Origin of the sequence: Roseospira marina (assembly GCF_014197855.1) — a bacterium.
In the GTDB taxonomy this organism is placed as follows: domain Bacteria; phylum Pseudomonadota; class Alphaproteobacteria; order Rhodospirillales; family Rhodospirillaceae; genus Rhodospira; species Rhodospira marina.
This window is the reverse complement of the sequence record NZ_JACIGJ010000001.1, coordinates 265,459-286,219: the sequence shown is the minus strand read 5'-3', so window position 1 is coordinate 286,219 and position 20,761 is coordinate 265,459. Positions and strand designations below refer to the sequence as shown.

Annotated in this window: 22 protein-coding genes; 5 read left to right on the top strand and 17 right to left on the bottom strand. The window is 68.4% G+C overall.

Going from position 1 to position 20,761, the window contains the following annotated elements; genetic code table 11:
- Positions 1 to 10: 10 nt before the first annotated feature.
- Positions 11 to 280, bottom strand: coding sequence for a DUF2312 domain-containing protein (locus GGD82_RS01390; protein ID WP_150060549.1), 270 nt, complete (start codon positions 278 to 280; stop codon positions 11 to 13).
- Between the two features lie 226 nt (positions 281 to 506).
- Between GGD82_RS01390 and GGD82_RS01385 the strand changes: the two genes are divergently transcribed.
- Complete coding sequence (locus tag GGD82_RS01385) at positions 507 to 1,556, top strand: alpha/beta fold hydrolase (protein ID WP_184013215.1); 1,050 nt, start codon at positions 507 to 509, stop codon at positions 1,554 to 1,556.
- 72 nt (positions 1,557 to 1,628) lie between these two features.
- On the opposite strand, the gene GGD82_RS01380 is transcribed toward GGD82_RS01385, so the two are convergent.
- The 6 genes from GGD82_RS01380 to GGD82_RS01355 all read right to left on the bottom strand — a co-directional run bounded on the left by GGD82_RS01380 (position 1,629) and on the right by GGD82_RS01355 (position 7,420).
- Complete coding sequence (locus tag GGD82_RS01380) at positions 1,629 to 2,561, bottom strand: ribose-phosphate pyrophosphokinase (protein ID WP_150060551.1); 933 nt, start codon at positions 2,559 to 2,561, stop codon at positions 1,629 to 1,631.
- A 253-nt stretch (positions 2,562 to 2,814) separates the two neighbouring features.
- Positions 2,815 to 3,957 carry a hypothetical protein gene (locus GGD82_RS01375; protein WP_150060552.1) on the bottom strand — a complete coding sequence of 381 codons (1,143 nt, stop codon included), beginning with the start codon at positions 3,955 to 3,957 and terminating at the stop codon, positions 2,815 to 2,817.
- A 10-nt stretch (positions 3,958 to 3,967) separates the two neighbouring features.
- Positions 3,968 to 4,735 (bottom strand): peptidoglycan editing factor PgeF, encoded by a 768-nt coding sequence (gene pgeF, locus GGD82_RS01370; RefSeq protein ID WP_150060553.1) that lies wholly within the window; start codon positions 4,733 to 4,735, stop codon positions 3,968 to 3,970.
- Between the two features lie 4 nt (positions 4,736 to 4,739).
- On the bottom strand, positions 4,740 to 5,822 hold the full coding sequence (locus tag GGD82_RS01365) for a class I SAM-dependent methyltransferase (RefSeq protein WP_150060554.1): 1,083 nt from the start codon (positions 5,820 to 5,822) through the stop codon (positions 4,740 to 4,742).
- Positions 5,819 to 6,634: a prolipoprotein diacylglyceryl transferase gene (gene lgt / locus GGD82_RS01360; RefSeq protein WP_150060555.1), complete on the bottom strand. Its 816-nt coding sequence runs from the start codon at positions 6,632 to 6,634 to the stop codon at positions 5,819 to 5,821. The genes GGD82_RS01365 and lgt overlap by 4 nt, the downstream gene beginning before the upstream one ends.
- A 36-nt stretch (positions 6,635 to 6,670) precedes the next feature.
- Positions 6,671 to 7,420, bottom strand: a complete 750-nt coding sequence (locus tag GGD82_RS01355; protein WP_150060818.1) for an ABC transporter permease — start codon at positions 7,418 to 7,420, stop codon at positions 6,671 to 6,673.
- A gap of 388 nt (positions 7,421 to 7,808) precedes the next feature.
- Between GGD82_RS01355 and GGD82_RS01350 the strand changes: the two genes are divergently transcribed.
- Positions 7,809 to 8,336 carry a regulatory protein RecX gene (locus GGD82_RS01350; protein WP_246163667.1) on the top strand — a complete coding sequence of 176 codons (528 nt, stop codon included), beginning with the start codon at positions 7,809 to 7,811 and terminating at the stop codon, positions 8,334 to 8,336.
- Between the two features lie 6 nt (positions 8,337 to 8,342).
- Here GGD82_RS01350 and dut read toward each other — a convergent pair whose 3' ends face one another.
- Together dut and coaBC are read right to left on the bottom strand one after the other, a co-directional pair.
- Positions 8,343 to 8,807 carry a dUTP diphosphatase gene (dut, locus tag GGD82_RS01345; protein WP_150060557.1) on the bottom strand — a complete coding sequence of 155 codons (465 nt, stop codon included), beginning with the start codon at positions 8,805 to 8,807 and terminating at the stop codon, positions 8,343 to 8,345.
- Entirely contained in the window at positions 8,807 to 10,021 is a 1,215-nt protein-coding gene (coaBC, locus tag GGD82_RS01340) for a bifunctional phosphopantothenoylcysteine decarboxylase/phosphopantothenate--cysteine ligase CoaBC (RefSeq protein ID WP_150060558.1), read from the bottom strand. Before coaBC ends, dut begins: the two co-directional genes overlap by 1 nt.
- Before the next feature lie 163 nt (positions 10,022 to 10,184).
- Here coaBC and GGD82_RS01335 point away from each other — a divergent pair, with 163 nt between their 5' ends.
- Positions 10,185 to 11,522 carry an ABC1 kinase family protein gene (locus GGD82_RS01335; RefSeq protein ID WP_150060559.1) on the top strand — a complete coding sequence of 446 codons (1,338 nt, stop codon included), beginning with the start codon at positions 10,185 to 10,187 and terminating at the stop codon, positions 11,520 to 11,522.
- Between the two features lie 7 nt (positions 11,523 to 11,529).
- Here GGD82_RS01335 and thpR read toward each other — a convergent pair whose 3' ends face one another.
- Both thpR and GGD82_RS01325 read right to left on the bottom strand, forming a co-directional pair.
- On the bottom strand, positions 11,530 to 12,063 hold the full coding sequence (gene thpR / locus GGD82_RS01330) for an RNA 2',3'-cyclic phosphodiesterase (protein WP_150060560.1): 534 nt from the start codon (positions 12,061 to 12,063) through the stop codon (positions 11,530 to 11,532).
- Complete coding sequence (locus tag GGD82_RS01325) at positions 12,042 to 12,755, bottom strand: arylesterase (RefSeq protein WP_184013214.1); 714 nt, start codon at positions 12,753 to 12,755, stop codon at positions 12,042 to 12,044. Before GGD82_RS01325 ends, thpR begins: the two co-directional genes overlap by 22 nt.
- On the opposite strand from GGD82_RS01325, the gene GGD82_RS01320 reads away from it, so the two are divergent.
- Positions 12,754 to 13,467: an ABC transporter ATP-binding protein gene (locus GGD82_RS01320; protein ID WP_150060561.1), complete on the top strand. Its 714-nt coding sequence runs from the start codon at positions 12,754 to 12,756 to the stop codon at positions 13,465 to 13,467. The two genes, GGD82_RS01325 and GGD82_RS01320, sit on opposite strands and share 2 nt — an antisense overlap.
- Positions 13,464 to 16,010, top strand: coding sequence for an ABC transporter permease (locus GGD82_RS01315; RefSeq protein WP_150060562.1), 2,547 nt, complete (start codon positions 13,464 to 13,466; stop codon positions 16,008 to 16,010). The genes GGD82_RS01320 and GGD82_RS01315 overlap by 4 nt, the downstream gene beginning before the upstream one ends.
- Before the next feature lie 7 nt (positions 16,011 to 16,017).
- On the opposite strand, the gene mlaD is transcribed toward GGD82_RS01315, so the two are convergent.
- The 6 genes from mlaD to GGD82_RS01285 form a co-directional block, all read right to left on the bottom strand.
- Positions 16,018 to 16,488: an outer membrane lipid asymmetry maintenance protein MlaD gene (gene mlaD / locus GGD82_RS01310; RefSeq protein WP_150060563.1), complete on the bottom strand. Its 471-nt coding sequence runs from the start codon at positions 16,486 to 16,488 to the stop codon at positions 16,018 to 16,020.
- Positions 16,489 to 16,531: 43 nt separating this feature from the next.
- The gene (locus GGD82_RS01305) at positions 16,532 to 17,029 is read right to left on the bottom strand and encodes an MlaD family protein (RefSeq protein ID WP_170284103.1); all 498 of its coding nucleotides are present in this window, start codon (positions 17,027 to 17,029) and stop codon (positions 16,532 to 16,534) included.
- Positions 17,030 to 17,179: 150 nt separating this feature from the next.
- Positions 17,180 to 17,530, bottom strand: a complete 351-nt coding sequence (locus GGD82_RS01300; protein ID WP_150060565.1) for an NADH:ubiquinone oxidoreductase subunit NDUFA12 — start codon at positions 17,528 to 17,530, stop codon at positions 17,180 to 17,182.
- A 139-nt stretch (positions 17,531 to 17,669) separates the two neighbouring features.
- Positions 17,670 to 18,779 carry an S-(hydroxymethyl)glutathione dehydrogenase/class III alcohol dehydrogenase gene (locus GGD82_RS01295; protein ID WP_150060566.1) on the bottom strand — a complete coding sequence of 370 codons (1,110 nt, stop codon included), beginning with the start codon at positions 18,777 to 18,779 and terminating at the stop codon, positions 17,670 to 17,672.
- A gap of 132 nt (positions 18,780 to 18,911) precedes the next feature.
- Positions 18,912 to 19,274, bottom strand: a complete 363-nt coding sequence (locus tag GGD82_RS01290; protein ID WP_150060567.1) for a TraR/DksA family transcriptional regulator — start codon at positions 19,272 to 19,274, stop codon at positions 18,912 to 18,914.
- Between the two features lie 261 nt (positions 19,275 to 19,535).
- Positions 19,536 to 20,705: a glycosyltransferase family 4 protein gene (locus GGD82_RS01285; RefSeq protein WP_150060568.1), complete on the bottom strand. Its 1,170-nt coding sequence runs from the start codon at positions 20,703 to 20,705 to the stop codon at positions 19,536 to 19,538.
- Positions 20,706 to 20,761: the final 56 nt, after the last annotated feature.

The window sequence follows — 20,761 nt, the reverse complement described above, 5'->3', positions numbered from 1 at the left end:
GCCTGCCCGCTTAAACGTTCACGGCACGCCGATAGAGGTCCAAGAGTTCATCTTGCTCGGCAAGATCATCCCGGTCCATTTTTCGCAAGCGCACAATTTGGCGCATGATCTTGGTATCGAAGCCGGTCGACTTAGCCTCGGCGTAGACGTCCTTTATATCGTTCTGGAGGTTGCTTTTTTCTTCCTCAAGGTTTTCGATACGTTCAATGAATGAGCGGAGTTGATCGGCGGCGATGCCGCCGACGTCGGACTCGCCGTTCCGGGGTGCGTCGTCGCTCATAGGTGTCCTCCGCGTCCAAGGTGGCCGGCAGCGCCGTGGGGCGGGGCAATCTAGAGCATGTTTGCCGCCGAGGAAACGGCTTTCCAGGACCCCGCGCGCGGGCTTGAAACCGACGGGGATACCGACGGGGACTCTGCTGGCGAGGGAGGAAACACATGACCGGACCGACCGGCGTGTCGGCACGGACGTCGGGGCACGATTGGCGGCCGCGGACTCCATGACGCGCGTGCCTCCGTCCGTTTCCAGCGAGTCCTGTCTTGGTGGACCGCTGTCCGACCAGCGGATCCTCGACCCGCGCGGTCGCGGCCTCGTGCACCTTGAGCGCATGATCCCCGGGCCGGACGGCGGTGCCTCCGAGCTTTTCCTGAGCGGCTGGCAGCCGGCGCGCATGCGACCGGGCGAAGGCCCTCCGCCCCTGCTGTGCGTGCACGGCTCCACGTTTCCCGGCCATGCCACGTTCGACCTGCCGCTGGATGGGGTGTCGTTCCTGGAACTCCTGGCCGCGTTGGGTCAGCCGGCCTACGCCGTCGACCTTCCCAGCTACGGCCGATCGCAGCGCTCCAATGCGATGGAGCGCGGTCCCTCGGCATCCCCACCTCAGACGCGAAGCCCGGAAGCCATGGCTGCGGTTGCCGCGGCCCTGAACGTCCTCCGACGCGAGACGGGGCATGCCCGGATCGCTTTGTTGGGTTGGTCCTGGGGCGCGGCCCTGTGCGCGGCGCTCGCGGGGCAGGATCCCGATGCGGTGGCGCGCCTGGTCCTCGTCGGCCCGCAGTGGTTCCACGAACGACCACCGATCATCGCGCCCGGCGCGACCAGCATCGGCGCCTATCGTTGGGTGCCTCTGCCGGACATGCGCCCGCGCCGCATGAACGGAACACCGCCCTCGGAACACGAGTCCCTAGTACCGGACGCATGGCTTGAGACTTGGGAACGGGCCGTGCTGGACAGCGATCCCGTCGCCCGCTTCCGCACGCCCCCGGCGATCCGGGCTCCGAACGGCACCATACAGGACTCGCTGGACTCCTGGTGCATCGGCGACGTGCCCTATGATCCGAAAGCGGTGCGCGCGCCCAGTCTGCTGGTGGTCGGGGAGTGGGACCAGGAAACACCCCCGGATCAGGCGCGCGGGTTGTTCCACGCCCTGTCCAGCGCCCAGGTGCGGCGTCTGGTGCTTCTGGGCCGAGCCGGGCATTGGACCGTGCTCGACCGACGCCGGAATGAGCTGGTGCACTGCGTACACAGCTTTCTGTCGGAGCGGCTGGAGGCGTCATAACCGACAGCGAACACAGAACGACCGCCGGCATCCCTCGACACCGGCGGCCGCTGTGCCAGACAAGCGCTTGGATCAGTCGAACAGACTGGAGACGGACCGTTCGTCGCTGATCCGCTGGATGGCCTCGGCCATCAGCGGCGCGATGGTGATCTGGCGCACGTTCTTGGCAAGGCGCATGGCCTCCGTCGCCTGGATGCTGTCGGTGATCACCAGATTGTCCAGGGGCGACGACGTCACCCGCGCAACCGCACCGCCCGACAGAACGCCGTGGCTGACGTAGGCGCTGACGGCCGTGGCGCCGGCCTGCTTCAGCGCGACCGCCGCGTTGCACAGCGTGCCGGCGGAATCGACGATGTCATCCATCAGGATGCACAGGCGCCCGCGCACGTCACCGATGATGTTCATCACCTCGGAAACTCCGGCCCGCTCACGCCGCTTGTCGATGATGGCCAGGTCCGCCTCGATCCGGCTGGCAAGACCACGCGCCCGGACCACGCCGCCGACGTCGGGCGACACGACCATCGGGCGCTCGCCCGGATAGCGGTCCAGGATGTCCTTGGCGAACACCGGCACGCAGAACAGGTTGTCCAACGGGATATCGAAGAAGCCCTGGATCTGACCGGAGTGCAGGTCCAGCGTAACCACGCGACTGGCCCCGGCGACGGCGATCACGTTGGCGACGAGCTTGGCGGTGATCGGGGTCCGCGGCGAGGTCTTGCGATCCTGCCGGGCGTACCCGAAATAAGGAATCACCGCCGTGATGCGGCGGGCGGAACTGCGGCGCAACGCATCCAGCGTGACCAGCAGTTCCATCAGGTTGTCGTTGGCGGGATACGACGTAGGCTGGATGACGAACACATCCTCACCGCGAACATTTTCGTGGATCTCCACGAACACTTCCATGTCCGAAAACCGGCGAACGGAGGCATTGGTCAGTTCAAGGTTGAGGTAGGCGGCGATGGCTTCGGCAAGCGGGCGGTTGCCGTTGCAGGCCACAAGTTTCATGGGGCGATGTCCCTGGAGGCGATGGGCGGGCATGACCGGGCCGACGCGACGGCATCCACGAGACCCCGACCCGAAGGCTCCCGCGCGGCTTGAACAAGCGGGGGTCGGGCGCCCCTCGCCGTCAAGCGGGCGGACTATACCAATCGCGCCGGAGACCGACAACACGGCATTCATGGAGATGTCATAACACTTTTTAGGTGGCGACGCCCCGGCCCCCCGGACGGCACCGGCGGCTGGTATCATTCTACACGGGTTATTTCCCGGGCGACGCGACCAAACCTTTGCGCACCAGAATCTCACCAATCCCCATCACCGCGCCTTCCGCGATCAGGGCCGCCGTGTCCCCCCAGGCGCCGTCCAGCGACCCCTTCGGGATGGTATTGGCTTGATTGACCTGCCCAAGCGACGCTCCGTCGGCATCCAAAAGCTCCCAGACGATCGACACCGCCTCCTCGCCCGAGCGATCGCCAGGCAACACCTCGACCGCGCCGCGCACCCTCAGACGATCGTCCGAGGGGGCTTCCGCGATCCGCACGCCATTCATGCGGAACAACTGGGCGACCGCGCGTTCCAGGGCCGGTTTGCCGTCGCCGGGCGCCCGGGTGACCTCCGGCGGGGCCATGACCAGGGCGGTCACGGAGCGGGCGGGTTCGCGCGGCGGGGAGGATGCCGCCGAGGCGGGCGCCGCGGGCGCGGCCGCCTCGGCGGCCACGGTCGCGTTCTCCTGACCTGCGGGTGCTCCTTCCGGGGACTCGGTCGGCGCCGCCCGTGCGCCCTCCCCGGCCCCGGACGCCTGCGGGCCCGCACGGCCTGACCCCGCCACAGGGCGCCGCGTCGCAACGGTAAGACTCTGATCCGGAACCACAAGCGCCGCCACGGCCCGCCCGGAATCCCGCACCATCAAGGTGGCCGCGCGCGGGTCCAGATCGGTCCATGCGCGGGCCGGCACCCGTGTCGTATGCAGAGTTTCTTCTAGAACCGTCCCATCGGAGGCCACGAGGGTCCACTGCACCGTCAGGCGCAGCATAGCCGGCGCTTCGGGCCGCTCCGTGCGTTCATCCACAGCCTCCCGCAGCCACCCTACAAGCGTCAGGCCGACGGGCTTCGTCGGCGGATCGATCACGGCAACAGCCGGAATTTCCCGGCTCCGCAGCCAGTCCGCCAGATCGATTGCGATCATGCGATCCATGGGGAGTGGCGCGTCGACCACCGGCAGCACATGAACCCCGGCGCCGGAGCGCAGGCTCACCAACGGATTGGAATCCGGCGCGTAAGCCGTGTGACGGAAGGGTTGGGGCAGGCCGCACGCCAGCAACGGTGCGACAGCGCCCAGCACAAGCAGAACCCGACTCAGCATGCCCGGTCGACGCCCGTCGCCCGACACGCGACGCGGCATGGTGCCTCCCTCAACGCTCCAACGCGATGGCCGACAACTGGCGCCCATAGTCGCCTTCGGCGCGCAATGTGGCCCGACGATGACTGAAGAAGCGTCCTTCCTCGCGACAGGTGTCGCACGGCATGGGCATGATCTCCCGCACACCCGAGCGCGCAAGCTGTTTTGCGACGAAGCCCGGCAGATCGAACATGTAATGCCCCTCGCGCCGCGACGACGAGAAAAACACCTGGTTGTCGATGTCTTTTTCCGTGAACGCGGCATAGAATTCGGCGCCCACCTCGTAGGAGCGCTGCCCGATGCACGGACCGATGCCGGCGACGATACGATCCGGCTTGGCCCCGGCTTCCACCATGCGGGCCACGGCGTTGGCCAGCACACCGTTCAGGGCACCGCGCCACCCGGCATGGATCGCCCCGACGACGCCGGCCTTCCCGTCGGCCATCAGGACTGGGGCGCAGTCGGCCGTCAGCACGCCCACGACCAGACGCGGACGCGTGGTCACGATGCCGTCCGCGACCGGGAGTTTATCCAGCGGCCACGGGGTGTCGGTCAGAAGAACATCGGTGGTGTGCTGCTGCGCCACGGTGACCAGCGCTTCCGGGGGCATTTCCATGCGTTCGATAGCACGGATGCGATTGCGCTGGACCTTGGCCGGATCATCCTGAGACGAAAATCCGCAATTATTGCTCGCGTACAGACCTTCCGATATCCCTGTTTCCCGGGTAAAAAACGCGTGGCGGACCCGGCTTAGCGCATTCAACGCCGATACGGTGATCATTCTTCTACGTCCCCTCAAACCCCGGGAGCGTGGCCAGCCCCGCCGTGGCCACGGCAATCACCCTAAACAACCTGCCCATTTCCGCCGGATCGATCAAGCGACGAACACCAAGGTGAATCGCGCGATCCTGGTCGGGGGACGCGGTTCGACGCAGGGCCGCCGCCCGCGCTTCCACGCCCAGCGCGCGTAACCACGCGCCTTGCTCGATTGGACCCTGAATGCACCCCCCCGCGGAGACCGCCGCATGTCCCAAGGCCTCAAAGTCCACATGGGTAGTTAAATCGGCGCTGCCAAGATCCCGCAGAACGGGATGGTAATTATGGGCGCGTACGGACTGGAGTGTATCCCCAGTCGCCGACAGACCATGCCCGTAATCGATGATGAGCCCGGCCCCACCCTGCGCCGTGACCCGTCGCGCCACATCGGCGGCGAAGGCCCGGCCCGCCGGGCAGACCTCGGCGATAGCTCTCTCGGGCACGCCGGCCCGCAAGCGCGGCGCCAGATCATCGGCCGGCACGGCCTCACCCACCACGAACACCGGCGCGCCGTCGGCATCCAGGCCGATCCGCCGTAGATGCCAGGCGCCTTCCGCGCGGACGTACTGGCGGACCGGCAGGGCATCCACGAACTCGTTGGCGACCAGCAGAACCGGTGCGTCTTCCGGTACGGTGTCCAGGGTGTCGTGCCACGCCGTCACGGCCGCACCCAGGGCGGCACGTTGGGTCTCGCGCAGCACCGGACTGGTTTCGACCAGATGCACCTCGACCGCCGCCCGGAACGCCGGCACCGGTGCCAGCGCGCGCAACGCGTCGGCCATCAGGGTGCCCCGACCCGGCCCGCACTCGACCAGGAGGACGCGCTCGGGCGCCCCCAGCATCTGCCAGACGACCGCGAGCCACAGACCGATAAGTTCGCCGAACACCTGGCTGATCTCGGGCGCGGTCACGAAGTCCCCCGCTGCGCCGATGGCCTCGCCCCGGGCGTAATACGCGGCGTTGGCCTCAGCCATGACAGTCTCAACCGCCAGGGGACCCTCGGCCGCGATCCGCTGCCGAAGCTGGGTGTCCAGAGAGGGTGTGGAGATCATGGAGATTCCTGTTCAGGATCCTGTGGCGGCCGCGTCCAGGCGTAGACCAGGAAGCCGAGCCCGGCCAGGATCATGGGCAGCGACAGGATCTGGCCCATCGTCACGCCCCCGAACAGATAGCCAAGCTGTGGATCCGGTTCGCGCGCGAACTCGACCGTGAACCGGGCCAGGCCGTAGCCCACCAGGAACACACCGATCAGGCTGCCGCGCCGCAGGCGCACCGCCCGAACCCGCCACAGCAGGGCCAGGATCACGAACAGAACCAGCCCCTCCAGCGTCGCCTCGTACAGCTGGCTCGGGTGGCGCGGCAGGCCTGTGGGATCGGTGGGGAACACCATCGCCCAGGGCAGGTCCGGCGCTGGCCGGCCGTACAGTTCGGCGTTCACAAAGTTCGCCAGCCGGCCGAAAAACAGGCCGACGGGGGCGGCGCAGGCGATCACATCGCCCAGGGCCAGCGGCGCGATCCGGTGTCGGCGGCAGAACAGCAGCAGAGCCACCACCACGCCGGCCAACCCGCCGTGGAAGGCCATGCCCCCCTGCCAGACCATGGCGATCTCGGCCGGATGGGCGAAATAGTACGCCGGATTGTAGACCAGCACATAGCCCAGTCGACCGCCCAGAACGACGCCGAGAGTGGCCCAGACCAGGAAGTCATCAATCCGCTCCGGGGTCGTCACCGCCGGCGGCACCTGCGCCAAACGGCGCACATACCACCAGCCCAGCAGCAGCCCCGCGATATAGGCCAGGGCATACCAGCGGATCGCCAGCGGGCCCAGCTCGAAGGCGACCGGATCGATCATCGGATACGGCATGGCGGCTCAGGCCCCACTCGACAGTCAGGTTCAGGATCAGGCCTTGAGCTTGTAGCCGGATCGCAGCATCACGTAGCCAATGATAAGCAGGACAACGTTGGTCGTCCCGACCACCACAAGGCCGGTCACGGGCAGTGCGTCATCATGCCCGATGAACCCGTAGCGGAACCCGTCGATCATGTAGAAGAACGGATTGACGTGGGCGATGACCTGCATGTTCTCCGGCAGCCGATCGATGGAATAGAACGTCCCGGACAGAAACGAAAGGGGCGTGACGATGAAATTGGTCACGGCCGCCATATGGTCGAACTTGTCCGCCCAGATTCCCGCGATGATGCCGAGCAGCGAGAGCATCAGCGACGCCCCGACCGCGTGGAACAGGATGTAGCCGACGTTATGGATGTGGATGGTCACGAACAGCGTCATCGCGGCCAGGACGGCCGCGCCGACCACGACGCCCCGGCTCATCCCGCCCAGAGAGTACGCCGCCAGGATCTCCCCGCCGGACAGCGGCGGCATCAGCACGTCGACGATGTTGCCCTGGACCTTCGAGATGATGACGGAGGACGAGGTGTTGGCAAACGCGTTCTGAACCATCGCCATCATGACGAGGCCCGGCGCCAGAAACTCCATAAACGACACGCCCGGCACGTGGTTCGCCACATCGCGGCCCAGCGCCAGCACGAAAATCGCCAAAAAAATCAGGGTTGTGACGATGGGCGCCATCACGGTCTGCATGTAGACCTTAAGAAAGCGCCGCACCTCCTTCAGGTACAACTCCCACATGCCGCGCCAGTTGACCGCGCCGATGCGGCGCGGCGGCGGCAGCACGTCGTGTTCGATCTTGGCGCTGTCGCGCACGGTCGATCCTCCTGTGGGTCAAAAAAGCCGGTCCCGCCGGCGGTCGAAAAAGCCGGTCGCGCCGGTCGTTGGTCCGGTGTTTAGGCCCGCTGGACCGGCGCGGCAAGGGACGATCCGATGATGCCATCGGTCCCGCGGTCCGCGTGGGCGCAGGCATGGTATTGGCCGGGGCCTGCGTGCTATCTGGGGCGTCATGACGCCACAGCAAGACCGCACGCGCCCACATCGCGCCTCCGACCGTCCGGCGGACGCCCCGCCCCGGACACGCCGCCCGCCCCGAAAGGTCACCCCGACCTCGCTGGAGAACGCAGCGGTGTTTTACCTGCAGCGCTACTCCGCCAGCACGGAGCGTCTGCGGCGGGTGCTCGCGCGGCGCGTGGAGCGATCCGCGCGCATGCATCCCGACGTCGACCGGGCCGAGGCCGCCGCCTGGATCGACGCTCTGCTGGCCAAGCTCCAGCGCCTCGGCCTGTTGGATGACGTCCGGCACGCGGAGACGAAGGCGGGCGCGCTGTTCCGCCGGGGGGAATCCCGCCGGGCCATCGCCGCGCGCCTGCGGGCCGAGGGCCTGGACCGCGATACGATCGGTGACACCCTGGACGGACTGGCGGACGACACGCCCGGTCCCGATCCGGACCTCGCCGCCGCCGCGACCCTGGCGCGACGCAAGCGCCTGGGACCGTACCGGCTGTCGGACGACGATCGCGCCACCCACCGCCAGCGTGATCTCGCCGCCCTGGCCCGCAAGGGGTTCAGCCCGTCCGTGGCACTCACGGTGCTCGACGCGGCCGATGTGGACGCCCTGGATGCGCTGGTAGCGGGGGACGAGCCCGAAATCTGATGGCGGCTAGCCGGTCCCGGTGGACCCGTAGCCTCCGGCACCGCGCGCCGTCTCCGGCAGGGTGTCGACCGGCGCCCAGGCCACCCGCGTAACCGGTGCCACGACAAGCTGGGCGATGCGCATGCCGCGCTCGATGGTCAGCGGCGCGGAACCGTGGTTGATCAGGATCACCCCGACCTCCCCGCGATAGTCCGCGTCGATCGTCCCGGGCGCGTTCAGCACCGTGACGCCGTTCCGCGCCGCCAGACCGGATCGCGGGCGCACCTGTGCCTCATGCGTGGGCGGAAGTGCGATCGCCACCCCGGTCGGCACCACCTGGACCGCCCCGGGCTCCAGAACGACCGGCTCTGCAACCGCCGCCATCAGGTCCAGGCCCGCCGCGCCGGCTGTCGCATAAGACGGCAGGTCGAGCCCCTCCGCATGGGGCAGACGGACCACATCCACCGACACCGCAGCCCTCGGTTCGTCCATTACGCTTCCCCTCCCAGGGTTTCGGCGATCCGCGCCGCAAGACGCTGGCCGACCTCCGCCTTGCTCAGAACGGGCCAGGCGTCCTCGCCGTCCGCCGTGATGAGATGCACCGTGTTGGCATCACCGCCGAACGTGCCGCTGGTGGCGCTGACGTCGTTCGCCAGGATCCAGTCGCAGCCCTTGCGGTCCCGCTTCTCCCGCGCCTGCTCGATCACGCGTTCGGTCTCGGCGGCAAAGCCTACCACCAGCATCGGACGGCCCTCGCCGGGCCGCGACAGCGTGGCCAGAATGTCCGGGTTCTGCGTCAGGGTGAGGGCCATCGTGTCCTGCCCCGGCTGCTTTTTGCGCTTCTGGTCGGCGGCATCGGCCACCCGCCAGTCCGCCACGGCCGCCGCGCAGACCGCCACGTCCACCGGCAGCGCCGCGCGGCAGGCCGCCAGCATGGCCTCCGCGCTCTCCACATGCACGGTGGTCACGCCGGGGGGATCGGGCAGCGTGACGGGGCCGCTCACCAAAGTGACCTCCGCCCCCAGGGCCGCGAGCGCCGACGCGATGGCGTGGCCTTGCTTGCCGGAGCTGCGGTTGGCGATGAAGCGCACCGGGTCGATGGGTTCGTGCGTCGGGCCGCTGGTCACCAGGGCGCGCCGGCCCGCCAGGGGACCGGTGCCGGCACCCAGCGCGCCCTCGATCGCCGCCAGGATCTCGGCGGCTTCGGCCATCCGGCCGGGACCGTATTCGCCACACGCCATGTCGCCGGGATTCGGGCCGACCACCGCCACGCCGCGCGCGCGCAGCGTCGCCATGTTGGCCTGCGTCGCCGGATGCTCCCACATGCGCACGTTCATGCTCGGCGCCACCAGAACCGGCGTGTCGGTCGCCAGCAAAACCGTCGCGGCCAGATCGTCGGCGAGCCCATGGGCCATGCGCGCCAGAAGATTGGCGGTTGCCGGGGCCACCACCAGAAGGTCGGCGTCGCGGGACAACTGTATGTGCCCCATCTCCGCCTCATCAGTGAGCGAAAACAGGTCGGTATAGACCTTGTCCCCGGTCAGCGCGGACAGCGACAGCGGCGTGACGAATTCATGCGCGGCCTGGGTCATCACGCAGCGCACGGCCGCCCCCCGCTCCCGCAGGCGGCGGATCAGCTCCAGCGTTTTAAAGGCGGCGATACCGCCCGCGACGATCAGCAGGGTACGGCGGCCGTTCAAGGGCATGGTCGGGGCCTCCAGGCCGAGAAAGATGGCGCACGGTACGAAGGGCGCGCCGGAAACGCAATCCTGGCCGCCTGCGCCCCCGGGGACGACGTCGTGACTTAGTCACGGTCCCGCGGTGGCGGTCCGGTTAGGCTGCACCCAACCTCACGCCAAGGACTCACACATGCCTGACGAGAAACCGGACTCCCATCTCTCCAAATCCCGCGCGCGAACCGTGCCGAGCGGCCGCCTGGAACGAGTCGCCCGCTTCGGCGGCCTCGCCTCCGGCATCGCCGGCACCATGGCCTGGAACGGCGCGCGCCAGATGGCCTCCGGCACCCGCCCGCAAGCGCGCGACCTGCTGCTGACGCCGGCCAACGCCCGCCGGGTGGCCGACCAACTCGCCCATATGCGCGGTGCGGCGATGAAGGTGGGCCAGCTCATCTCGATGGACGCGGGCGACATGCTGCCGCCGGAACTGGCCGAGATTCTCGGGCGGCTGCGATCGGATGCGCACTTCATGCCGGGCAGTCAGCTTAAGACGGTGCTGACCAAAGCCTGGGGGGCGACCTGGCTGAAACGCTTCGCCAAGTTCGACACGCGGCCCATCGCCGCCGCCTCCATCGGGCAGGTGCACCGCGCCCGCACGGTGGACGGGCGGGATCTGGCGATCAAGGTTCAGTATCCCGGCGTGCGCCGCAGCATCGACAGCGATGTGAACAACGTGGCCACCCTGATGCGCCTGTCCGGGGTCATGCCCAAGACGCTCGATATCACGCCGATGCTGGACGAGGCCAAGCGCCAGCTTCACGAGGAGGCCGACTACGCCCGCGAAGGCCACTACCTCCAGCGGTTCGGCGCCCTGCTGGCGGACGCGCCGGAGTTCGTCGTTCCGAGGCTGTACACGGACCTAACCACCACCGATGTGCTCGCCATGGACTACGTCGAGGGTGTGGCGATCGACACCCTGGCCACCGCCCCGCAGGCCACCCGCGACCGGGTCATGGCACAACTGATCGGGCTGGTCTTCCGCGAACTGTTCGCGTTCCGGATGATGCAGACGGACCCCAATTTCGCGAACTACCGCTATCAGCCGGAGTCGGGCCGTATCGTTCTGTTGGATTTCGGCGCCTCGCGCGAGTTCGCGCCGGGCATGGCGACCCAGTTCCGCCGCCTGCTGAACGCCGGTCTGGACGGCGACCGGGCCGCCATCCGCGCGACCTTGCTCGACATCGGCTTTTTCGCCGAGGCCACGGCCGCCCATCACCAGGACAGCATGGTCGATATGTTCGAACTGTCCATGGAACCGCTGCGGCGCCCCGGCGCGTTCGATTTCGCGAACAACGATCTGGCCCTGCGCATGCGAGACGCAGGCATGGCGTTGGGGCACGACCGCGATTTCTGGCACATCCCGCCGATGGACACGCTGTTCATGCAGCGCAAGTTCAGCGGGTTCTACTTCCTCGCCAGTCGATTGAAGGCGCGCGTCGACCTGCGGGGCATCGTGGAGCCGTATCTGTAGAGCCCGCCTACGCCAGCGGATACCGCTCCAACGCCTCGTACTGGGCGCCGTCGCGGGTCAGGTGGCTTTCGAACAGCACCACCTCCGTCGCCGTGAACGGCGGAAACGCCCGGTCGTTGTAGGCGCCGATGAAGCCCTCCAGCCGCGTGGCATCGGGGGCCTTCAGGCGGGCCAGGGTGACGTGCGGGGTGAACTTCCGCCCCTCCGGCGCAAAGCCGGCGCGCACGGCGGCGGCCTCCACCCGGTCGCGCAGATGCACCAGCGCGGGCTCCCGGTGTGCGCCCACCCACAGAGTATGGATCTTGCGGCCCTGCCCGAAGGTGCCGATGCCCTGAAGGCTCACGGTCGGCGGCGCGGCCCGCATCATGCGCAACTCGGCGTCCAGGTCCTCCGCCCCGGCGGGATCGACCTCGCCGAGGAACCGCAGGGTCATGTGCAGGTTGTCCGCCGCCACCCACCGCGCCCCGGGCAAACCGATGGCCAGCGCCGCTAGTTCACACCGAAGGTCAGCCGGGGGTTCTAGTCCGATGAACAGCCGCATGGATCGGCCTTTCGCAACAGCTCTTCAACCGAGGGCAGAATGTTCTCGACCATTACCGCAACGCCCTCGGCCGTCGGGTGCATGCCGTCCGCCTGGTTCAGCGCCGGGTCGGCGGCGACACCCTCCAGGAAGAAGGGGTAGAACAGCACGCCGGTTCGCTCCGCGACCTCCGGGAACACGGCGTTGAACGCCTCCCCGTACTCGCGGCCCAGATTGGGGGGCGCCAGCATACCGGCGACCAGCACCTGGACCTCCTGCGACTTGAAGCGGCGGACGATGGCCGTCAGGTTCTCCCGCGTCTGGGCCAGATCCAGGCCGCGCAGACCGTCGTTGGCGCCGAGGGCCACGATGACCGCATCGGGCGTCTCGGCCAGAACCCAATCGAGCCGGGATCGGCCTCCGGCCGTGGTATCGCCGGAGACACCCGCGTTCAGGACCGTGACGTCGTGGCCACGGTCGCGCAGCGCGGCCTCAAGCTGAACCGGAAATGCAGCGTCCTGCGGCAGGTTGTAGCCGGCGGTCAAACTATCACCGAACGCCAGCAGCCGCAGGGGGTCCGCCTGCGCGGGCACGCCCGGTAGCATCAGCGCCACGGCCACCAGCGCGCCGACCGCAACCGACCCGTTCTCTTTGAACCAGCGGCGCAGGGGCCCATATCCCGGACACCCCGACGCAACGCGAGTTTGCCTCATGACTGTCTCCCCCAGTGCGCCGCCCACCGTTCGCCTGTCCAGCGTGAGCCTGACCCTGAAGGGTCCGGCCGGCGCGGTCAACATCCTGCGCGACGTCGATCTGGAGATTCCCCAGGGGGCCGCCGTCGGGCTGGTCGGTCCCTCCGGGGCCGGCAAATCCAGCCTCCTGATGGTCGCCGCGGGTCTGCAACGCCCCTCCGCAGGCTCCGTCACGGTCGCCGGTCAGGACCTCGGGCTGCTCGACGAGGACGCCCTCGCCCGTTTCCGCCGGGATCATGTCGGGGTTGTGTTCCAGGGCTTCCACCTGATCCCGACTATGACCGCCGAAGAAAACGTGGCCGTCCCGCTGGAGTTCGCCGGGCGCAAGGATGCCTTCGACGTCGCCCGCGCGCAGCTTGACGCGGTCGGTCTGGGGCATCGGATGGGGCACTACCCAGGCCAGCTTTCGGGCGGGGAGCAGCAGCGTGTGGCCCTGGCCCGCGCCTTCGCCCCCGGCCCCCGCCTGCTGCTGGCGGATGAGCCGACCGGCAACCTGGACGGGGAAACCGGCGCGCTGGTCATGGACCTGCTGTTCCGCCTGCACGACGAGCAGAACACGACCCTGATGCTCATCACGCACGATCAAGCCTTGGCCGGGCGGTGCGACCGCGTGATCCGCATTCAGGACGGCGCCATCACCGACAACCGGGCCACCCGGGACGCAGCGGCATGACGGACAGCGTGATCCGCGCCCTGCCCCTCTCCGTCCGGCTGGCCCTGCGCGAATTGCGCGGCGGCCTCGCGGGATTCCGCGTCCTCGTTGCTTGCCTCGCGCTGGGTGTGTTCGCCATCGCCGCCGCCGGCTCCATGAACCGGGCCATCCAGGCGGGGCTGGAGGCCGATGCCCAGGCGCTACTGGGGGGGGACCTGGAGGTGGAGCGCCGCTATCAGCCGCCCGACACCACCCAGCGCACCGCCATGGAGGCGATGGCGACGGTTTCACAGACCGTGGACATGCGCGCGATGGCGATCGTCCCCGGTGACGCCGGCGAGCGGGCGCTGGTCGAACTCAAGGCCGTGGATGACGCCTATCCGCTCTACGGCACCCTGGAGCTGACCGGCCGCGAGACTCTCTCGGATGCGCTGGCGCAGCGCGGGGACGTTTGGGGCGCGGTGGCGGACCCGAACCTGCTGACCCGGCTCGGGGTCAACGTCGGCGCGTTCGTGCGCGTGGGCGACGCCACGGTGCAGATCCGCGACACCATCGCGCGGGAGCCCGACCGGGTGGCAAGCCTGTTCTCGCTTGGCCCACGGCTGATGATCCATGCCGAGGCCCTGCCCGCCACCGCGCTGATCCAGCCGGGCAGTCTGGTCGAGTACGACACGCTTCTGCGGGCCGACAAGGGCGTGCCCGCCGACGCCCTGCGGACACGCCTGACCGACGCCTTCCCGGAGGCCGGCTGGCGCATCCGAGGCACCGACCGGGCGGCCCCCGGCCTGACCCGGTTCCTGGAGAACCTGACGCTCTATCTGACGCTGGTGGGCCTGACCGCCTTGCTTGTCGGCGGCATCGGGGTTGCCAATGCCACGCGGGCCTATCTGCAGGGCCGCATGACCACCATCGCAACGCTGAAGTGCCTCGGAGCCCCGGCCGGAACCATTTTCCGCGTCTACTTCATCCAGATCGGCCTGCTGGCGCTGCTGGGCGTGGCGATCGGCGTGGCGGCAGGTGTGGGCGCCCCCTTCCTCGTGCAGGCCCTGGCCGGTGACTGGCTGCCCATCCGCGCCCGCGTGGCGGTTTATGCGGAGCCGGCGCTGCTCGCCCTGGCCAGCGGCGCCTTGGTCGCGTTGGTGTTTGCGGTCTGGCCGCTGGCCCGGGCGCGCGACATTCCCGCCCTGGCGATCTTCAAGGGCGCTCTGGCCGATCCCGGCCGCTGGCCCCGCCCCCGCTATCTGCTGCTGCTGGCGCTCGCGCTGGGCGCCCTGGTCGCCGTCACGGCGCTGAGCGCCGTCGACCAACGCTTCGCGCTCGTATTCGTGGCCGGCGCAGCCGTGTCGATGGGGCTGTTCGGGGTGGCCGCCCTCGGCGTTCAGGCGCTGGCCCGGCGCTGTGCCCGGCTGGCGCATGGGCGGCCGGGTCTAAGGCTGGCGCTCGCCAATCTGCACCGTCCGGGGGCGGCAACCGGCTCCGTGGTGCTGTCGCTCGGCCTTGGGCTCTCCGTGCTGGTCATCGTGGCCCTGATCCAGGGCAACATGACCCGGCAAATCGACGAACGCCTGCCGGCGGAAGCCCCGTCGTTCTTCTTCATCGACCTTCAGCCCGGGCAGGTCGACGGCTTCCGCGCCATCCTGGAGCAGACCGAGGGCGTGGGCCGCACCGCCTACGCCGATATGGTCCGGGGCCGAATCACCCGCCTCGACGGCGTCCCGGTGGGCGAAGCCAACGTGGCCCCGGACGCGCAATGGGCCATTCGCGGGGACCGAGGCTTCACGACGGGCGATGCCCCACCCAACAACGCGGAGATCGTGCGCGGAAGCTGGTGGCCGGTAGATTACGACGGGCCGCCGCTGTTCTCCCTGACCGAGGAACTGGCGCAGGGCTTCGGCCTGGACATCGGCGAGACCATGACGGTCAACATCCTGGGCCGGGAGATCACGGGCACGCTGGCGAACACGCGCAAGGTGGATTGGGGTTCCCTGCGCATCAACTTCACCTTCATGGTCTCGCCCGGCGCGCTGACCGGCGCCCCCCGGACCTGGATCGCGACTGTTCGGGTGGATGACACCGCCGAGGCCGCGCTGGAACGGGCGGTGACCGACGCCTACCCCAACGTCTCGGCGATCCGGGTCAAAGGCGCGCTGGAGACCGTGCGCGGCATCCTCGACACCGCCGCCCGCGCCATCACCGCCACGGCTGCCGTCACGCTGGCGGCGGGCGCGCTGGTGCTGGCGGGGGCGTTCGCCGCCGGACACGGACGGCGTGTCTATGAAGCCGTGGTGCTGAAGGTGGTCGGCGCGACGCGGGGTGACCTGCTGCGCGGCTACCTGCTGGAGTACGGGCTGTTGGGCCTTGCCACCGGCCTGATCGCCGCCGCCGTGGGCACGGCAGGGGCCTGGGCGGTCATCGTGTTCGTCATGAAGGCCGAGTGGACGTTCCTGCCCGACGTCGTCCTGACCACGCTGGTCGCCTGCGTGCTGGTCACGCTCGCGGCGGGGTACCTGGGGACATGGCGGGCGCTGAGTGGGCAGGCAGCACCCTATCTCCGCAACGAATGACGGCCCGTCAGTTGGGCCCGCCGCTCGCCCCGGCCGGCTGGGTCGCGAGGAAGATGATCTCGCCGACCAGATCCTCAAGCGACTGATAATCCTGCGTGTAGCGCAGGGCGTCGCCGGGTTCCAGCTTGGCCTCGTCGGTCCCGGGGATCAGCTTGACATAGCTCCCCCCCAGCAAACCGTCGCTGGTGATGACGGCCCGGGTGTCGGTCGGCAGACGCACGCTGTCCAGCAGACTCATGTCCACCACGGCCTCGAAGGTCTTCGGATCCAGGCGTTGCCCGGTGACCGAGCCGATCTGAATGCCGGCCAACCGCACCTCGCCGCCCACGGTCAGGCCGCCCACCTTGGTGAAGCTGGCGCTGAGGGGGTAGCCCTTGACCTGTCGCAGATCCGCAGTCGTATAGGCAAACACCAGGAACACGGCCGCGACCAGCAGCACGAGCGCGCCCATGATGGTTTCAAGGGGATTGCGGTTCATCGGTTCTCCACGGCTCCGCCGTCCCGGCCGCGTCTATCGCGGCTCAGTATCCCACCGGCTTGTTCGGATCAAGGCCACGCTCCTGCTTGGCGCGGGCGACGATCTTGGACAGCAGATCCTCAATAATGACGGAGTCCTGCGAATAGTCCAGCCAGTCGCCCGGCCCCAGCACGTCCAGCGCGCCGCCCGGCTCCAGTTCCACGAACTTGCCCCCCATCAGACCGTCGGTCTGGATCGCCGCCGCCGAATCCTCCGGCACCTCCACCGTATCCATGACGCGGAACGTCACGACGGCGCGGTAGTACGGATCCAGATGCAAACTCACCACCTCACCGACGGGTATGCCGGCCATGCGGACGGCCGTTCCCGGGGCGATGCCATCCGCCTGCCCGAAACGGGCCTTCAGATCGTACGCGCCGTCGCCACCCAGCGTGCCTTCGGACCGATCGCCAATGCCCAGCGCGCTGAACCCGAACATCATGACCGCGGCCGTGAGCACAGCGGCCCCAACCCCCATCTCACGTCGCGCCTCGAAGCTCATCACATGGTCTCAACTTTTTGGGAACCCGCCGGGAGGCAAAAGCATCCTGAGTGGCATCGGGATCCTGCAAAACGCTCTATTTATTTGATATCCAAGTAAATCGTCGTCGCGATCTGTTCCAGATCGCTCGGGATTTGCTCGAAACGGGAGTCACGCGCCCGGCGTCCAGGCCTCGTAATCGCCACTGGCCGCCCGCCGGGTTCCACCGCGCCGCTCGTCACCGGTGGGCACATAGGCCGCCGGGGTGCCGGACAGATTGGGCACATGCTCCTTGATCCACGGCCGGTCGGGCGCTGCCAGCGGCGCGTCCACGGTGTGGTGCAGCCAGGCATTCCATTCGGGCGGAACCTTCGACGGCTCCGCGATTCCCTTGTACAGAACCCAACGCTTGACCCGGCGGCCCTTGGGCGGGCGCCGTTCCTCGAAGTAGGTGTTGCCGAACCGGTCATTGCCGACGAGACGGCCGTTCAGACGGCTGAAGATCTTGGTTCCAATGGACATGGGACCCTGTGCTCGCTGCCGAGCGCGCGGAGGGGAGAGCCGAACCGCGCACCGTGTTTTCGGAGTGCCAGACACTAAACCGGAACGGCGACCGTTGGAAGCGCCAAGGCGGCGCACGACGCCGCCCGCACGCCCCTGCTCAGAATGTCACGACGGTGCGGATCGATGCGCCCTCGTGCATGAGATCAAACGCCTCGTTGATGCGCTCCAGCGGCAGCACATGGGTGATGAGCGGATCGATCTCGATCTTACCCTTCATATACCAATCGACGATCTTCGGCACATCCGTGCGGCCGCGCGCCCCCCCGAAGGCCGTGCCCTGCCATTTGCGGCCGGTCACGAGCTGGAATGGACGGGTCGAAATCTCCTCGCCGGCGCCCGCGACCCCGATGATGGTGGAGACGCCCCACCCCTTGTGGCAGCACTCCAGGGCCGTGCGCATCACGTTAACATTGCCGATGCACTCGAAGCTGTAATCCGCACCGCCCTTGGTCAACTCGACCAGATGGCCGACCAGATCTCCCTCAACCTCGTTGGGGTTCACGAAGTGGGTCATGCCGAAACGCTCCGCCATCTCGCGCCGCGCCGGATTGAGGTCCACACCCACGATCATGTCGGCGCCGGCCAGCCGCGCACCCTGGATCACGTTAAGCCCGATGCCGCCCAGGCCGAACACCACCACGTTGGCCCCCGGCTCGACGTGCGCCGTGTAGAGCACCGCACCCACGCCGGTGGTCACACCGCAGCCGACATAGCAAACCTTGTCGAACGGCGCGTCGGGATCGATTTTCGCCAACGCGATCTCGGGCAGAACCGTGTGATTGGCGAAGGTCGAGCAGCCCATGTAGTGGTGCAGCATGCGGCCGTTGAGCGAGAACCGGCTGGTGCCGTCCGGCATCAGCCCCTTGCCCTGGGTGGCGCGGACCGCCTGGCACAGATTGGTCTTGCCGCTGAGGCAGTACTCACACTGCCGACACTCCGGGGTGTAGAGCGGAATGACATGGTCGCCCGGCTGCACCGAGGTCACCCCCACGCCGACCTCCAGCACCACGCCGGCGCCCTCGTGACCCAGGATGGACGGGAACAGCCCTTCGGGATCCGCGCCCGACAGCGTAAAGGCATCGGTGTGACAGACGCCGGTGGCCTTGATCTCGACCAGCACCTCCCCGGCCTTCGGGCCTTCCAGGTCCACCTCCTCAATGACGAGCGGCTTGCCTGCCTCCAGCGCAACGGCGGCACGCGTCTTCATGGCTGCGCTCCTCCCTGACGGTCCATGCCCGACTGTCGGCATCGGGAATGCACGGATCATGGACTGATCACGCACGCAGGGCAATGGCGGCGGTCGCGAATATCGACCCCGCTCAGGTACGCCGGACGCGCCCTATCCCTTGCCGCGAGTCTCGCTGGCGCACGACACGCACAGAGGGGCGGCCGGGTCGAATTCCAGACGACGAGTCTCAATATCGGCCCCGCAGTGCAGGCAGGCGCCGTATTCGCCCGCCTCCATCCGCTCGAGGGCGGCATCGATGCGCTTCAGCTCCACCTGACGGCGCCGTTCGGTTTCCTGCGCCATCGCCTGCTGTTGCAGGGCGTCCATGCGCGACAGACGGCCCATGGCGGTATCCCCCGCATCGACGGTGGCCCGGTCGGCCGCCGTGCTGGCCTCGTCCGCCCGCATCTCGTCACGGTGGGTGGTGAGTTTGGCCCTCAGCGCCTTCAGATCCAGATCGGTGCGTTCCGTCATGTACGCTCCGTGATGTTCGCGCGGGCACGCCCCGTCCGGGGCCTCAGGTGGCCCCGCATGCGACCCCGTCGCGCGGCCGCAAACACCGCTCGGCGCCCCCGGCTCTGTCTCCGTGGTGAGCCGGATCGCTGACGATCCTCTCTCGCCACAACAGGACACGGCTCATCGCCGCCCGTGTCTCCGGTCGCGCGACGCCGGTGTCACGAAACGGTCAAGTGTGACACGTCACCTCAGTATGGCCAAAGGGTTTCGGGACGGGCGTTAAGCCCCGCGCCCGCTGGATTCGCCGGCATGCCGCAGGCGCTCCGGCTCAAAGTCCAAATCAAAATCCAGATCAAAGTCGAGATGCAGGTCAAACGCCAGATCCGGATCCGGCGCCACCGCGACAGCGGTCACCGGCGCCCGTGCGGTGACGGGAATCGACGCCAGCCGATCCAGGAACGTGGCCGCCACGGCATCCCAGCTGTGCCGTAGGGCAAAGGCCCGGCAGCGCTCCCGATCGAGATCGAGCGCCTTGAGCGCGGCCCGCCGCAGGTCCTCGTCCAGCACCCCGACCGGATGAGCAGGATCGACGCCGGCCAGCACGTCACGCGGTCCCGCGACCGGGAACGCCGCCACGGGAAGTCCGCAGGCCAACGCCTCCAGCAGCACCAGGCCGAAGGTATCCGTCCGGCTGGGAAACACCAGCGCGTCGGCGGCGGCATAGCAGGCGGCGATGGTCGCGTCGTCCGGTGGGCTGGTGAAGAACACGTCCGGATAGCGCCGCCGCAGCCCCTCCAGCGCGGGGCCGACCCCCGCCACGACCTTCGAGCCCGGCAGATCGAGATCCAGGAACGCCGGCAGATTCTTCTCCACCGCAATCCGGCCCAGGAACAGAAAGATCGGCCGGGGCAGATGCGCGAACGGCGCCAGCGTGCGGTCCCTGGGCCGGAAGGTATCCGTATCCACGCCGTGCGGCCATACGGACAGATGCCGGAAGCCCCGCCGGCGCAGCTCGGCCAGCGTGGACGCCGCCGGCACCAAAACCCGTGCGGACGGCCGGTGCACGTGCCGCATCCAGGCATACATCCAGGACAACGGTGTGCGAAAGCGCGTGTGCATGTATTCGGGAAACCGCGTGTGATAGGCGGTCGTGAATGGCCACCCACGGCGCAGACACTGCGCGCGCGCCGACAGGCCCAATGGCCCCTCGGTCGCGATGTGAACGGCATCCGGCCGGAACGCATCCAGAAGACGCGCCACCTTGCGCCGAGGGCGCACCGCCAGCCGAATTTCCGGATACGTCGGCATGGGAATGGACCGGAACGCCCCGGGCTCGATCACCGCGACGGTATGTCCGGCGCGCTCCAGCGCGCGACGCACCGCCTCGATCACCCGCACCACCCCGTTGATCTGCGGGCGCCAGGCGTCCGTAACGATACAGATCCGCACCGTTATCCTTTCGATCCGGCCAGGGCCCCATCCCCCCCAAGACCCTGGCGCACGAC